This window comes from Achromobacter spanius (assembly GCF_039673305.1).
Lineage (GTDB): Bacteria > Pseudomonadota > Gammaproteobacteria > Burkholderiales > Burkholderiaceae_B > Achromobacter > Achromobacter spanius_F.
Genome location: NZ_JBDJLJ010000006.1, coordinates 156,700 through 171,172 on the forward strand (window position 1 = coordinate 156,700; position 14,473 = coordinate 171,172).

At 67.2% G+C, this 14,473-nt stretch carries 14 protein-coding genes; 11 read left to right on the forward strand and 3 right to left on the reverse strand.

Annotation, left to right across the window (positions count from 1 at the left end):
- Positions 1-21: 21 nt before the first annotated feature.
- Together ABE485_RS08615 and ABE485_RS08620 are read right to left on the reverse strand one after the other, a co-directional pair.
- Positions 22-522, reverse strand: coding sequence for a TRAP transporter small permease (locus tag ABE485_RS08615; protein WP_346514866.1), 501 nt, complete (start codon positions 520-522; stop codon positions 22-24).
- A gap of 102 nt (positions 523-624) precedes the next feature.
- On the reverse strand, positions 625-1,599 hold the full coding sequence (locus ABE485_RS08620) for a TRAP transporter substrate-binding protein (RefSeq protein ID WP_346514867.1): 975 nt from the start codon (positions 1,597-1,599) through the stop codon (positions 625-627).
- A gap of 102 nt (positions 1,600-1,701) precedes the next feature.
- Here ABE485_RS08620 and ABE485_RS08625 point away from each other — a divergent pair, with 102 nt between their 5' ends.
- From ABE485_RS08625 to ABE485_RS08665, 9 genes are all read left to right on the forward strand, one after another.
- Positions 1,702-4,233 carry an ABC transporter permease gene (locus ABE485_RS08625; RefSeq protein WP_346514868.1) on the forward strand — a complete coding sequence of 844 codons (2,532 nt, stop codon included), beginning with the start codon at positions 1,702-1,704 and terminating at the stop codon, positions 4,231-4,233.
- Complete coding sequence (locus tag ABE485_RS08630; RefSeq protein WP_008164491.1) at positions 4,233-4,655, forward strand: group II truncated hemoglobin; 423 nt, start codon at positions 4,233-4,235, stop codon at positions 4,653-4,655. The genes ABE485_RS08625 and ABE485_RS08630 overlap by 1 nt, the downstream gene beginning before the upstream one ends.
- Entirely contained in the window at positions 4,645-5,379 is a 735-nt protein-coding gene (locus tag ABE485_RS08635) for a 3-deoxy-D-manno-octulosonic acid kinase (RefSeq protein WP_346514869.1), read from the forward strand. Before ABE485_RS08630 ends, ABE485_RS08635 begins: the two co-directional genes overlap by 11 nt.
- A gap of 144 nt (positions 5,380-5,523) precedes the next feature.
- Positions 5,524-6,627, forward strand: coding sequence for a polyamine ABC transporter substrate-binding protein (locus ABE485_RS08640; RefSeq protein ID WP_346514870.1), 1,104 nt, complete (start codon positions 5,524-5,526; stop codon positions 6,625-6,627).
- Positions 6,628-6,631: 4 nt separating this feature from the next.
- On the forward strand, positions 6,632-7,756 hold the full coding sequence (locus tag ABE485_RS08645; RefSeq protein WP_346514871.1) for an ABC transporter ATP-binding protein: 1,125 nt from the start codon (positions 6,632-6,634) through the stop codon (positions 7,754-7,756).
- On the forward strand, positions 7,753-8,670 hold the full coding sequence (locus ABE485_RS08650; RefSeq protein ID WP_346514872.1) for an ABC transporter permease subunit: 918 nt from the start codon (positions 7,753-7,755) through the stop codon (positions 8,668-8,670). The genes ABE485_RS08645 and ABE485_RS08650 overlap by 4 nt, the downstream gene beginning before the upstream one ends.
- Complete coding sequence (locus ABE485_RS08655) at positions 8,667-9,476, forward strand: ABC transporter permease subunit (protein WP_346514873.1); 810 nt, start codon at positions 8,667-8,669, stop codon at positions 9,474-9,476. Before ABE485_RS08650 ends, ABE485_RS08655 begins: the two co-directional genes overlap by 4 nt.
- A complete protein-coding gene (locus tag ABE485_RS08660) occupies positions 9,473-9,829 on the forward strand; it encodes a Spx/MgsR family RNA polymerase-binding regulatory protein (protein WP_346514874.1) in 357 nt (118 codons plus the stop codon). Before ABE485_RS08655 ends, ABE485_RS08660 begins: the two co-directional genes overlap by 4 nt.
- Positions 9,789-10,544, forward strand: coding sequence for a DNA-3-methyladenine glycosylase (locus tag ABE485_RS08665; protein WP_346514875.1), 756 nt, complete (start codon positions 9,789-9,791; stop codon positions 10,542-10,544). Before ABE485_RS08660 ends, ABE485_RS08665 begins: the two co-directional genes overlap by 41 nt.
- Here ABE485_RS08665 and ABE485_RS08670 read toward each other — a convergent pair.
- Positions 10,541-11,236 carry a PhoP regulatory network YrbL family protein gene (locus tag ABE485_RS08670; protein ID WP_346514876.1) on the reverse strand — a complete coding sequence of 232 codons (696 nt, stop codon included), beginning with the start codon at positions 11,234-11,236 and terminating at the stop codon, positions 10,541-10,543. The two genes, ABE485_RS08665 and ABE485_RS08670, sit on opposite strands and share 4 nt — an antisense overlap.
- Before the next feature lie 135 nt (positions 11,237-11,371).
- Here ABE485_RS08670 and rmuC point away from each other — a divergent pair, with 135 nt between their 5' ends.
- Positions 11,372-12,766, forward strand: coding sequence for a DNA recombination protein RmuC (gene rmuC / locus ABE485_RS08675; protein ID WP_346514877.1), 1,395 nt, complete (start codon positions 11,372-11,374; stop codon positions 12,764-12,766).
- Between the two features lie 113 nt (positions 12,767-12,879).
- Entirely contained in the window at positions 12,880-14,409 is a 1,530-nt protein-coding gene (locus ABE485_RS08680) for an amidase (protein WP_346514878.1), read from the forward strand.
- Positions 14,410-14,473 lie beyond the last annotated feature (64 nt).

Genomic DNA, 14,473 nt, shown 5'->3' on the forward strand with positions numbered 1-14,473 from the left:
TCAGGTTCTGTATGGGGCGGCTCAGCCTTGCGCGTCGTTGCGCACGGGCACGTCTTCTTCTTCGCCGGCGCACCAGCGGGCCAGCACGGCGATGGCGGCGAGCGTCGCGCCCACCGGGATCGCCAGATAGATCCACGAGATCGAGATGTCCAGGCTGGGCACGTTCTGGAAGCGCACGCGGTAGACCATGTTGCCGCCGATCCAGGCCAGGAATCCCAGGAAACCGGCGCAGATCAGGCCGATGACGGCCTCGAGCACGCGGCGGCGCGTGCCGCCAAGCAGGTTGCGCAGCAATTCCACGCTGATCATGGCGCCGTGGCGGAAGGCCAGGGCCACGCCCAGCAGCACGGTCCAGATCAGGAGGGCGCGGGTCAGCACCTCGCTCCAGTCGGCGGGCGAGTGCAGCACGAAGCGGGCGATGACCTGGTAGAAAGCGGCGGCCGCGGCGGCCACCAGCAGGAGTTGGGCAATGGCCGAGACCAGCTTGAACAGGCCGCGGTCGAAAGCGCAGAGCAAACGCATGGTGAATCCCGTTAGCGATATACGCGAAAGACGGGGCGGGCAGCGCGGCTGGCGCCGGTCCCGCCCACAGGGCGTACGGCCCCGCATGGGGGCCGCGCCTGCTTACTTGGTGTCGCGGATCGAGTCGATCAGCTTCTTGTCGAACTTCTTGTAGTACTCGGGATAGGCGGGTTCGACAGCGGCGGCAAAGGCGGCGCGGTCGACTTCGGACACCTGCATGCCTTCTTTCTTGAGCTGCTCGACCCCCGTCTTTTCGATGTTGTCCACGAAGGCGCGCATGGCCTGCGCCGATTCCTTGCCGGCCTTGTCGAAGTTGGCCTTGTCGGCGGCCGACAGCCCTTCATAGACGTTGGCGGACATCAGCACCAGCGCCGGACCATAGACGTGACCGGTCAGGGACAGATACTTCTGCATCTGCGACAGCTTGGCCGACGTGATCACCGACAGCGGGTTTTCCTGGCCGTCGATGGTGCCCTGCTGCAGGGCGGTGGCCACTTCGGGCCAGGCCATCGGCGTGGGCAGGATGCCGATCTGGCGGAAGGCGGTGATGTGGATCGGGTTCTCGGTGGTGCGGATCTTCAGGCCCTTGGCGTCCGCCGGCGTCTTCACCGGGCGCACGTTGTTGGTCAGGTGGCGAAAGCCCTGTTCGCCCCAGGCCAGGGCCACGATGCCGCGGCTGGGGAACTTGGCCAGCATGTCCTGGCCGATCTTGCTGTCGAGCACCGCGCGGGCGTGCTGCAGGTCGCGCAGCAGGAACGGAATGTCGAAAACGCCGGTCTCGGGAACAAAATTGAGGGTGGCCCCTGTCGAAACGATGGCCAGGTCGATGGTGCCGATCTGCAGGCCTTCGATCACTTCGCGTTCGCCGCCCAGCGCGCTGTTGGCGAATTGCTGGACCTTGAACTTGCCGTTGGTGGAGGCCTCGATGGACTTGGCCATCGCGTCGGCGCCGGCGCCGTAGTGGGAAGAGGTCGACAGGGCGTAGGCCATCTTGAGGGTGGTCTGCGCCGCCGAGGGCAGGGATGTGGCGGCCGCGCAGGCGGCCAGGATCGTGGCCGCAAGCCAGGATTTACGCATTGTCTTCTCCGGAATTGGTTATCTTTATGGGCGGCTTTGCCGCCCGCCCCGGGATGATATCGGGATTCGGACGCCCTACAGGCGCTTAGTTAACATAGATGAATGATGGATTTCCCTGATATGTCACAGGCCAAGCGCCCCGGTTTCTGGTCCACCCTGCGCCTGGGCGCCCGGATGATGATGCGCGACGCGCGGGCAGGCGAACTGCGCCTGCTGGTGCTGGCCCTGGTCGTGGCCGTGGCGGCCGTGACCAGCGTCGGCTTCCTGGCCGACCGCGTGGGCCGGGCGCTCGAGCGCGACGCCGGCCAGATGCTGGGCGCCGATCTGGTGCTGGATGCGGACGAGCCCGTGCCGGCGGCATTCAAGGACCAGGCGCGCGAACGCGGCCTGAACGTGTCCAGCACGTGGCAGTTCCCCTCCATGGTGGGGGCGGGGGACGGCGCGCAGCTGGCGGCGCTGAAGGCCGTGGAACCGGGCTATCCGCTGCGCGGGGCCTTGCGGGTGGCGGATGCGCCTTTCGCGCCGGATGCGCCCACGCGCGATATCCCGCCCGAGGGTGCGGTCTGGGTGGACGCCCAGTTGCTGTCGCTGCTGAACCTGAAAGTGGGCGGCACCCTGAACGTGGGCGACGCCCACCTGCGCATCGATCGCGTCATCACCTATGAGCCGGACAAGGGCATGCAGTTCGTCAACGTCGCGCCGCGCGTGCTGCTGCGCGCCAGCGATCTGCCGGCCACCGGCCTGGTCGCGCCGGGCAGCCGGATCGGCTACGCCATGCTGATCGCCGGCCAGCCCGACGCGGTGGCGGGCTATTCGGCCTGGCTGAACCAGAACCTCAAGCGCGGACAGAAGGTGGCCACGCTGGAATCGGGCCGTCCCGAGGTGCGCCGCACCCTGGACCGCGCGCAACGCTTCCTGTCGCTCGTCGCGCTGCTGGCGGTGCTGATCTCGGCGGTGGCCGTGGCGCTGGCGGCGGGCCGCTACATGACGCGCCACCGCGACGGCATCGCGGTCATGCGCTGCCTGGGGGCGGTGCAGTCCCAGGTCGCGCGCATGCTGACGCTGGAATTCACGCTCGTCGGCCTGTTCTCGTCGGCCGCCGGCTGCCTGCTGGGCTATGCCGTGCATCAGGTCCTGGTGATGCTGCTGGGCTCGCTCATCGACACCACCTTGCCGGCGCCGTCGGCGATTCCGGCCCTGCAGGGGCTGCTCACGGGCCTGCTGCTCCTGCTGGGCTTCGCCTTGCCCGCGCTGGCGCAACTGCGGCACGTGCCGCCTGCCCGGGTGCTGCGGCGCGATGCGGACACGATCAGCGCGCGCAGCGCCTTCGGCTACATCCTGGGCGCGGCGGGCTTTGCGCTGCTGATCTGGTGGTTCGCGGGCGACGCCAAGCTGGGCGGCGTTGTGGCCGGCGGCTTCCTGGGCGCCTTCGGCGTGTTCGCCCTGGTGGCCTGGCTGTGCATCCTGGGACTGGCGCGGATACGCGGCCTGGCGGCCGGGTTGCCGGCGCTGCGCTTCGCCCTGGCCGGCGTGGTGCGCCGGCGGGCGGCCACGATCACGCAGGTCTGCGCGCTGGCGGTCGGCCTGATGGCGTTGCTGCTCCTGACCATGACCCGCACCGACCTGATCCAGGGCTGGCAGCGCACCCTGCCGCCGGATGCGCCGAACCGGTTCCTCATCAATGTGCAGCCCGACCAGCGCCAGGCGGTCACGGACGCGCTGACCCGCGAAGGACTGAGCCGTATCGTGCTGTCGCCGATGGTGCGCGGGCGCCTGATCGCCGTGAACGGCAAGCCGGTGGGTCCCGACGATTACGAAGAGCCGCGCGCCAAGCGCCTGGTGGACCGCGAGTTCAACCTGTCCTACGGCGACGAGATGCCTTCCTCCAACCGCATCGAGCAGGGCCGCTGGCTGGCCCCGGGCGCGGCCGAGGTCTCGCTCGAGTCCGGACTGGCGAAATCCCTGGGCATCGGGCTGGGCGACAAGATGACCTTCGACGTCGCGGGCCAGCAGGTCGAGGTGGCGGTATCGAGCATCCGTCGGGTGGATTGGGATACGATGCGCGTCAATTTTTTCGCCATCCTGACGCCCGCCTCCCTGGCCGACATGCCCCAAAGCTGGATCACGTCCTTCTACCTGCCCCCCGAAAAGGCGGCGATTTTGCCCGCCCTGGTGCGCGAATTTCCGAACCTGACCGTGTTCGACGTGGGCGCCATCCTGCAGCAGTTGCAGTCCGTGCTGAATGAAGTGGGCCGGGCCGTGCAGCTGCTGTTCCTGTTCACGCTGGCCGCCGGCGTGCTGGTGCTGTCCGCGGCGCTCACCGCCACGCGCGACGAGCGCATGCGCGAAGCGGCGGTGCTGCGCGCGCTGGGCGCCACGCGGCGCCAGCTTGCGCGGTCCCAGCGCATCGAACTCTGGGCCGTGGGCGGCCTGGCGGGCCTGCTGGCGGCCGCCGGCGCCACCGCGATCGCTTGGGTTTTATCAACCCAGGTGTTCGATTTCGCCATTACCCTCAGCCTCTGGCCGTGGCTGGCGGGGATCGGCACGGGTATGCTGGGCGCCTGGGCAGGCGGCGCGCTGGCCCTGCGCGGCGTCCTGCGCACGCCGCCGCTGGTCACCCTTCGAGAAACCTGATGACGTCCCGCGTCCATACCATTACTGAGCCCGTGGAAAATTCCCGCACCATGTTTGACCTTCTTGGCGGCGAGGCCGGCGTGCGCGCCCTCGTCGACCGTTTCTATGACCTGATGGACATCGAGCCGGACCTTAAAGAGCTGCGCGCCGCCCACGGCCCCAGCCTGGACGAGGCGCGCGACAAGCTCTTCTGGTTCCTGTGCGGGTATTTCGGCGGTCCGGACCACTATATAGAACGGTTTGGCCATCCACGCCTGCGGGCCCGCCACCTGCCGTTTTCCATCGGCGAAGTCGAGCGCGACCAGTGGGTGACCTGCATCGGGCGCGCCATGGAAGACGAGGGCATCGAACCCGCCCTGATCGAACGCCTGCTCGAATCCTTCTACGGCGTGGCCGACTGGATGCGCAACCGTGAAGGGTGACGATCCGCAATCCGGCGCGCGGCGCAAGTCCTGGCCGGGCCCCCTGGCAGGCGCCATGCTCAGCGATGCCGGGCGCCTGGCGGACGCGGGGCCGGAAATCTTCAACCCCGCCCACTACGGCGATCGGGCGCGGCCCGTGGACGCCGGCGGACGCCAGGCCGCCTGGTTCGTGCAGGGTCAGGGCTGGCAGGGCGTGCTGCGGCGCTACCGCCGCGGCGGCATGATCGCCCGCATCAGCAGCGACGCCTATCTCTGGAACGGCGAGTCCCGCACCCGCAGTTTCCGGGAATACCGCTTGCTGGCGGCCATGCGCGCCCAGGGGCTGCCCGTTCCGGCGCCGCTGGCCGCGGCCTATTGGCGGCAAGGTCCGGTCTACCGGGCGGCCATCGTGGTCGAGCGCATCCCCGGCGTTCGCCCCTTGGCCCAGGCGCTTGCCGAGCCGCTGTGGCAGCCGGTGGCGGACGCCATCGTCCGCATGCACCGGGCCGGCGTGTGGCATGCCGACCTGAACGCCTTCAATATTCTGATCGGCAGCGATGGCCAGGTCTGGCTCATCGATTTCGACCGCGGGACCCAGGGGACACTGTCCGAGCGGCAGCGCCAGGGCAATCTGGAACGGCTGCGCCGTTCGTTGCGCAAAGTGGCCGGAGAAGACGGCGAGCGTTTCTGGCTGCGCCTGCGCGACAGTTACTGGACGGCCTGGGGCGTCGGAATCCAGCCCTGACGGCCGCCTCGCCGCAGGGCGGGGACGGCGTGCCCATTGCGCCAATTACCCGCCAAAGTTGGTCAGGTCAGCGCTAAAAAGCTTTATCATTTCGCCTTTTGGTACTCCTGTCACATACGGCATAGAGCAAGGGGGCTGGTAATAATGGAACTAAAGGCGGGAATGCGCTGGGCGCTCGGAGCGGTGCTGGTCGCGGCGGCCACATCGGCGGCGGTGGCGCAGAACAAGGTCGTCAACGTCTATAACTGGGCCGAGTACACGGCGCCGGACACGATCCCGGGTTTCGAAAAGGAAACCGGCATCAAGGTCCGCTACGACGTCTACGACAGCAACGACGCGCTGCAGGCCAAGCTGCTGGCCGGCAAGTCGGGTTACGACGTCGTTGTCCCGTCCACCCATTACGCCTCGCGCCAGATCGAAGCCGGCCTCTTCCAGAAGCTGGACAAGTCCAAGATCCCGAACTGGAAGTACCTGGATCCCGAAGTGATGGCGCTCGTCGCCTCGGTCGATCCCGGCAACGAACACGCCATTCCCTGGGGCTACGGCACCAACGGCCTGGGCTACAACGTCACCAAGGTCAAGCAGATCATGGGCGACGGCGTCGACCTGGCCAGCTGGGACATGATCTTCAAGCCCGAGAACGCCGCCAAGCTCAAGGAATGCGGCATCTCGATGCTGGACGAAGCCGCCCAGGTGTTCCCGGCCGTGCTGAAGTACCTGGGCAAGGATCCCAACAGCACCAACGCCGCCGACTACCAGGCCGCAATGGAAGTGCTCAAGCAGATCCGCCCGTACATCCGCCAGTTCAGTTCGTCGGGCTATATCGACGAACTCGCCGTGGGCGACCTGTGCATGGTCTACGGCTTTTCCGGCGATGTCATGATTGCCCGCAAGCGCGCGCAGGATGCCAAGAAGCCCTATGAAGTGAACTACTTCATCCCGAAGGGCGGCGCTCCGGCGTGGTTCGACCTGATGGTCATCCCGAAGGACGCGCCCCATCCCGAAGAGGCGCTGGCGTTCATCAATTACATCGAGACGCCGAAGGTCCACGCGGCCATCACCAACACCATGTTCTACCCCAACGCCAACAAAGAGGCGCGGCAGTACGTGAACAAGGACGTGGCCGAAAATCCCATGATCTACCCGTCTCCCGAGGTCTCCAAGACCCTGTACGTGATCAAGGCGCTGCCCTTGAATATTTCACGGCTGCAGAACAAGTTGTGGTCCGAGCTGAAGTTGGGAAAATAGCATCATGAACGATAGCCGTTATTCGGCGCAGCAGGCGGACCCGGACGAGTTCGTCCGGGTCTCCGATGTGGTAAAGATCTTTGGCGACGTGGTTGCGGTGCGTTCCGTCAACCTGTCCGTCAAGCGCAATGAAATCTTCGCGCTGCTGGGCAGCTCGGGCAGCGGCAAGTCCACCTTGCTGCGCATGCTGGCCGGCTTCGAAGAGGCCACCTCGGGCCAGATCCTGCTGGACGGCGAAGACATCACCAGCGTGCCGCCGTACCGGCGTCCCGTGAACATGATGTTCCAGTCCTATGCGCTGTTCCCGCACATGACGGTCGAGGCCAACGTGGCGTTCGGCCTCAAGCAGGAAGGCGTGGACCGCGCCGAAATCCACGACCGCGTGTTCGAGGCCCTGGACCTCGTGCAGATGGCCGGCTATTCGCGCCGCAAGCCGAACCAGCTTTCGGGCGGGCAGCAGCAGCGCGTGGCGTTGGCGCGCAGCCTGGTCAAGCGTCCGAAGCTGCTCTTGCTGGACGAGCCCATGTCGGCGCTGGACAAGCAGATCCGCCAGAAGACGCAGATCGAGCTCGTGAAGATCCTGGAGCAGGTCGGCGTGACCTGCATCATGGTTACCCACGACCAGGAAGAGGCCATGACCATGGCGCACCGCCTGGCCGTCATGACCGAAGGCCAGATCGTCCAGTGCGGCACGCCGCAGGACGTCTATGCCTTCCCGAATTCGCGCTTCGTCGCCAGCTTCATCGGGTCGACCAACATGTTCACCGGCACCATCGTGGTCGACGAGCCCGACCACGTGGCCATCGAATGCGCCGAGCTGACGCGCCCGCTCTACGTCAACCACGGCGTGAGCGAGCCCCTGGGCATGGAAGTGCATGTGTCCATCCGGCCCGAGCGCCTGCTGGTGTCGCGCGAGCAGCCCGAAGGCGAATACAACTGGGCCCACGGCATGGTCAGCCACATGGCCTGGATGGGCAGCTACGCCCTGTACCAGATCCGCCTGGATTCCGGCAAGACGGTCGAGGCCAGCGTGCCCAGCCGGCTGCTGGCCCAGATGGACGCGCCCGGCATCGACGAAGAAATCTTCGTGAGCTGGGACGCCGACAGCGCGACGGTGCTGGCGTCATGATCCGTTTTACGCCCCGCGACTGGCTCCCGTCGGGCCGAACCCTGGCGGTGGTGCCGCCATTTGCCTGGCTGGTGCTGTTCCTGCTGCTGCCGTTCCTGCTGGTGCTGAAGATCAGCTTCGCCGAAATGAAGTTCGGCATCCCGCCCTATACGTCGCTGGCGCAGTTCCAGGACGAGGCGATCCAGTTCAGCCTGCACCTGCGCGGCTACATCCTGCTGTTCACCGAAAACCAGTACTTCCTGACCTACCTCAGTTCGGTGAAGATCGCCGGCATCACGACGCTGGTCTGCGTGCTGATCGGCTATCCCATTGCGTACTACATCGCCCGTTCGTCGGCGGGAGTGCGCAATCTGCTGCTGCTGGCCGTGATCCTGCCGTTCTGGACCTCGCTGCTGCTGCGCGTGTATGCCTGGGTGGGCATCCTGCGCAACGATGGCCTCCTGAACAACCTGCTGCAGGGCCTGGGGCTGATCTCCAGTCCGCTGGAAATCTACCGCACCGACCTCGCCGTCTACATCGGCATGGTCTACGCGTACCTGCCGTTCTTCATCCTGCCGCTGTACGCCACGCTGGTCAAAATGGACCTGCGCCTGCTGGAAGCCGCCTATGACCTGGGCGCCAGGCCGTGGCAGGCGTTCTGGCAGATCACCGTACCCATGTCGCGCCAGGGCGTGAGCGCCGGCGCCATGCTGGTGTTCATTCCGGCCGTGGGGGAATACGTGATTCCTGAAATGCTGGGCGGGGCGAACACGCTGATGATAGGCCGCGTCATGTGGAATGAATTCTTCAACAACGCCGACTGGCCGATGGCATCGGCCGTGACGTGCGTGATGGTGCTGCTGCTGCTCTTGCCGCTGGTGTACTTCCAGTACAGCCAGGTCAAGCAGCAGCGCCAGGGCGGAGGCCGCGCATGAACGGCCCGAACAAGACGTTGCGCGCCCTGGTGCTGGGGCTGGGCTATTTCTTCCTGTACGTGCCCATTCTCAGCCTGATGGTGTTTTCGTTCAACGAGTCGCCCTCCGTCACCTCGTGGACGGGGTTCTCGTTCCGCTGGTATCACTCGCTGTTCAACGACGACGCGCTGCTGCGCGCGGCCTGGCTGTCGTTCCGCATTGCCGTGCTGACGGCTACGGCCGCCGTCATCATCGGCACCTGGGCGGGCTACGTGCTGGGGCGCATGGGGCGTTTCCGGGGTTTTGCGCTGTATGTGGGCATGCTGAGCGCGCCGCTGGTGATTCCCGAGGTTGTGCTGGGCATCTCGCTGCTGCTGATGTTCGTGGAAGTGCGCGGCGCGCTGGGCTGGCCCGAGCAGAACGGCATGTTCACGATCTGGGTGGGCCACGTGACGCTGTGCATGGCCTTCGTCGCGGTCGTCATCCAGACCCGCATCCGCGACCTGGACCGGTCGCTAGAGGAAGCCGCGCTGGACCTGGGCGCCACGCCCATCACCGTGTTCTTCAAGATCACGCTGCCGCTCATCGCGCCGGCGCTGGCGTCGGCCTGGCTGCTGGCGTTCACGCTGTCGCTGGACGACGTCGTCATCGCGTCGTTCCTGTCCGGCCCCGGCTCCAGCACGCTGCCCATGGAAGTCTTTTCGCGGGTGCGCCTGGGCCTCAAGCCCGAGATCAACGCGCTCGCCACCCTGTTCATCCTGGCGGTGGGCACCTGCGTGATCCTCGCCAACCGCATGCAATGGCGCAAGGAGGCCGATTCCAAATGAAGCAAACCACTCTGTATGGCCTGGCCAAGTGCAGCACCTGCGTCAAGGCGCGCGACTGGCTGACCGAACACGGCGTCGACCACGCCTTCGTCGACTACCGCGACAACCCGGTGCCCGCGGCCATGCTGAAATCCTGGGCCGATCAGGTCGGCGGCTGGGAAAAGCTGGTCAACCGCGCCTCCATGACGTGGCGCAACCTGCCCGAAGACCGCAAGACGGCCGGCACCGATGCCCAATGGACCCAGCTGATCGCCGAGTACCCGGCGCTGGTGCGCCGTCCGGTCACGGTGACGCCCGATGGCGAGGTGAGCGTTGGCTTCAGCGAAAAACGCTACGGCGAACGCTTCGCCTGATCTCGCGGCGAAGGCCGGGCAGGCGCTGCCCGATGCCTTCTTCGACCGCGACGCGTGCCAGCTTGCGCGCGAACTGCCGGGCAAGGTCATCCGGCACCGGGTCGGCAGCCTGTGGCTGTCGGCCCGCATCATCGAGACCGAGGCCTACTACCTGGAAGAGAAGGGCAGCCACGCCTCGCTGGGTTACACGCACAAGCGCCGCGCGCTGTTCATGGACGGCGGGACGGTCTACATGTACTACGCGCGAGGCGGGGATTCGCTGAATTTCAGCGCGGCGGGCCCCGGCAACGCGGTGCTGATCAAGTCCGCTTTCCCGTGGGCCGATGCGCTGTCGGGGCCCGACGCGCTGGCCCGCATGCAGCAATTGAATCCGGATGCTCAGGGGCGTCCCCGTCCGCTTTCCGGCCTGTGCGCGGGGCAGACGCTGCTGTGCCGGGCGCTGGGCCTGAAGGTCCCCGATTGGGACGCCCGCCGCTTCGATCCCGCCGGGCTGTATGTCGAGGACGTGGGCGAGGCGCCGCCCGCGCTGATCTGCACGACTCGGCTGGGCATTCCGGCGGGGCGGGACGAACACCTCAGTTACCGCTTCGTGGACCCGGCCTACGCCGCCTTCTGCACGCGCAATCCCCTGCGGCGCGGACAGCGCGCGGGGCATGACTATGTGTGGGTGGACCGCCAGGGCATCGTGCTGCCCGAGGCGCCGGCGGGCGGCTAGTAGCCGGCTTCGCGGATCCGGCTGGCCAAAGACTCCCGCATCTTCGCGTACTTGCGCTGCATCCGGCGGCGATTGAGCCCCTTGCTCCAGGCGTACAGGGGGATCAGCGGCAGCACCCCGAAGCCGTCGATCAGGTACAGGCCCTTCTTGCCGTCGGCGTTCAGGCCCACCGCGATATTGCTGGCGGACATGTCGTGCACCACCACGTGGGCATCGGCCAGGTCGTCGAAGAATTCGTCCAGCTGCGCCTGCAGGGTATCGTCGAGCAGCCCCTTCATGGCCAGGTCGGTGAGGGTGGGCGCCATGTTGCCCGCTTCGTCGGTGATCTTCTCTACCAGCAGGCCCAGTCCCAGCGAAGTCTGCGCCACGCCGAGAATGCGCGCCATGGGCACCTGCCACACGCCCGACGGACGGGTCGTGGTGGTGACGTATTCCGAGATTTCGTTCAGATAGACGCGATAGGCGCTTTCGCGCTGATACTGCTTGTACCAGCGCTTGAACGGCCGTTCTTCCAGGAAGACCGCGCGCGCGCGCATGTCCATGACCTTGACCAGCAGGGACGGCGCATGAGGGTGCTGGAAGACATGACGGTCTCCGCCCGTGGCAAGCGGCGTTTCCGAATCCAGGTCCAGGGGACCAAACACGGATTGAAACAGGGCAGGCTTGCCGGGAGAGTGATCGACGGGGTTCAAAGAAAGTGCGCGGATCCGTTTAGATGGCCGCCAGTTTAATCCTGTTGCCGGTCCGCGTCTTTCGGACCGCCGGGCAACGCCACGGGGGGCGCTGGATAGGGGGGCGGGATGAGACCTACAATTCGCGCTTTGGAGATGCTTCTTTTGAACGATATTCTGCTTTGGGTCGCGGCGGGCGGCGCGGTGTTGGCCTTTCTGGCGGCGGTGCTGGCGTGGTTGCGGCCGTCCTCGTCGGATGCCCGCCTGGATGCCTTGCTGGAGGGGCTTGAACGAACCGAACGCGCGCTGCGCGCCGACATGGCCGAGGGCCAGCGCGGCCTGCGCAGCGAATTCGCGGAATCCACGCGTGCGCTCAGGGTGGAACTGTCGCAGTCGCACGGCGACTTGCGCGCCGGCCTGTCGCGCGATGCGCAGGCGGCCCGGGCGGAGTCCGCCGAATCGCTGACGCGCTTTGCGGCCGGGTTTTCCGAGCAATTGCAGGGGCTCATCCAGATCAACGAACGGCGGCTGATGGAAGTGCGCGCCACGGTCGACCAGCGCCTGCAATCGTTGCAGACGGAAAACGGCGCCAAGCTCGACGAGATGCGCCGCACGGTCGACGAAAAGCTGCACGCGACGCTGGAGCAGCGCCTGGGCGAATCCTTCAGGCTCGTGTCCGACCGCCTGGAAGCCGTGCACAAGGGGCTGGGCGAAATGCAGGCCCTGGCGGCCGGCGTCGGCGACCTGAAACGGGTGCTGACCAACGTGAAGTCGCGCGGTACGTGGGGCGAGGTGCAACTGGCCCGCCTGATCGAAGACAACATGACGCCGGACCAGTATGCAAGCAACGTCAAACCCGTGCCGGGCAGCGACGCGGCCGTCGAATTCGCCATCCGGCTGCCGGGCCGCGGCGAGGGCGGGGATCCCGTCTGGTTGCCGATCGACGCCAAGTTCCCCAAGGAAGAATACGAACGCCTCATGGACGCGCAGGAAGCCGCCGATGCCGAAGGCGTGAAGGCGGCCGGGGCGGCGCTGGGCCGGGCGGTGGAAGTGCAGGCGCGCCTGATCGCCGGCAAGTACATCGCGCCGCCGCACACCACGGATTTCGCGATCATGTTCCTGCCCACGGAAAGCCTGTACGCCGAGGTGCTGCGGCGGCCCGGCCTGCTGGACAAGCTGCATGACCTGCGGGTCAACGTGGCGGGGCCCAGCAACCTGGCGGCGCTGTTGAACAGCCTGCAAATGGGCTTTCGCACCCTGGCGATCGAACAGCGTTCGTCGGAAGTCTGGCAGGTGCTGCGCGCCGTCAAGACCGAATTCGGCAAGTTCGGCGAAGCGCTGGCGAGCGTCAAGAAGACGCTGGACACGGCCAGCAACAAGATCGGCCAGACCGAAGTGCGCACCCGCGCGATGCTCAGGAACCTGAAAAGCGTGGAGGCGCTGCCCGAAGCCGACGCCTTGAGGCTGCTGGGCGGGGCAGGCGCCGCGGATCCGGCGGAGGCCGACGAGGATGCCGAGGACCAGGACGCGCCGTCGGCCGGCGCGGCCTGATCCGCCCGGCAGGTTCGGGCGCGGGCGTCCGGGGGGACGCTTGTTGCCCGCCCTGACTGCCGATATCCTCATGCTTACGGCATTTCGCCGTCGATACCAGGAGCATCGCAAGCATGAGCACCGCCGATCGCCTTGATTCCTCTTCCCTCGACGCGACGGCGCTGGGCGCCGACATCGCCCAAGGAGCCACCACGGCGCTCGCCGCCATGCAGCAGGCGGTGGACCGGGTGGCGGCGCGCAATCCCGCGATCAACGCGGCCTGCGGCGTGCAGGCGGAGGCCGGCCTGCGCCTGGCGCAATCGCTGGATGCAGAACTGGCTTCGTTGTCGTCCGAACAGCGCCTGGCGCAGTTGCGCGACCGTCCGTTCCTGGGCGTGCCCACGCTGCTCAAGGACCTGGCCACGGCCGCCATCGGCCTGCCCAGCGCCATGGGGTCGGTGCTGTATGGGCACGTCGAATGGAATCTCGACGCCGAGATCGTCAAGCGCTACCGGCGCGCCGGCCTGATCCCTTTTGGCCGCACCACCAGCGCCGAACTGGGCCTGAGCCCCACCACCGAGTCCCCGGCCTATGGCCCGCCCACGCAGAATCCCTGGAAGACCGGGCATAGCGCGGGCGGTTCCAGCGGCGGCGCGGGGGCGGCGCTGGCCAGCGGCATGGTGCGCATCGCGCATGGCAGCGACGGCGGCGGCTCCATCCGCATCCCCGCATCCTGCTGCGGCGTGCTGGGCCTGAAGCCCTCGCGCGGCCTGATGCCGCTGGGCCCGCTCAAGGGCGAGGGCTGGGGCGGATTGGCCACTGAACACATGATGACGCTGTCGGTGCGCGATTGCGCGGCGTCGCTGGACATCAGCGCGGGCGCGGACGTGGGCGCGCCCTACGCGGCGCCCGCCGGGCCCGCGGATTCTTACCGCGCCGTCGTGGCGCGGGTGGCGGCCGACCCCCGCTCGGCCGCACGCCGCCGCATCGCCTTCATCAACACCACCTATGAGGGCAACGCCATCCACCCCGACGTCGCCGCGACGCTCGACGAGGCCGCGCGCTTCTTCGCCTCGCTGGGCCACGAACTGGTGGAGGCGCCGCCGCCCGTGGGATCCGAGGAGGTCCTGTCTCCCATGCTGCCGCTGATCGCCAGCGCGGCGGCCAATGCCATCGACAGCTTCGTGGCCGCACGCGGCAAGCGTCTGGCGGCCGACGAACTGCAGCCCACGACGCTGGGGGCGCGCGAGTACGCCCGCGCGATTTCCGGCGCGCAATACGTGGCATGTATAGACACTTGCCACGAGATCACCCGGCGCGTCGGCCGGTTCCTGCATCGCGACGGCTCCCAGGGCTACGACCTGTTCCTGAGTCCGGTGCTGGCGCAGCCGCCGGCGCCCATCGGCCGCTATGCCATGGACAACGCCGACTACCTGGCCTACCGTCTGGGCAAGAAGGGCGTCATCGGCTATTCGCCGTTCGCGCCCCTGGCCAACCTGACCGGCATGCCCGCCATTTCCATCCCCTTCGGGATGTCCGCCGACGGTCTGCCCATCGGCATCCAGGTCATGGGGGCGCTGGGTTCCGAGGCGCTGCTGCTGGAGCTGGCGGCGCAGGTCGAGGCGCTTCGGCCCTGGGCCCTGACGGCGCCCATGGCCCGATAACGTCCACGCAGCCATGCGCGCCGCGTCCGCGGCAGCGCATCGGCCGATCGAAGCAGGGAGTTGC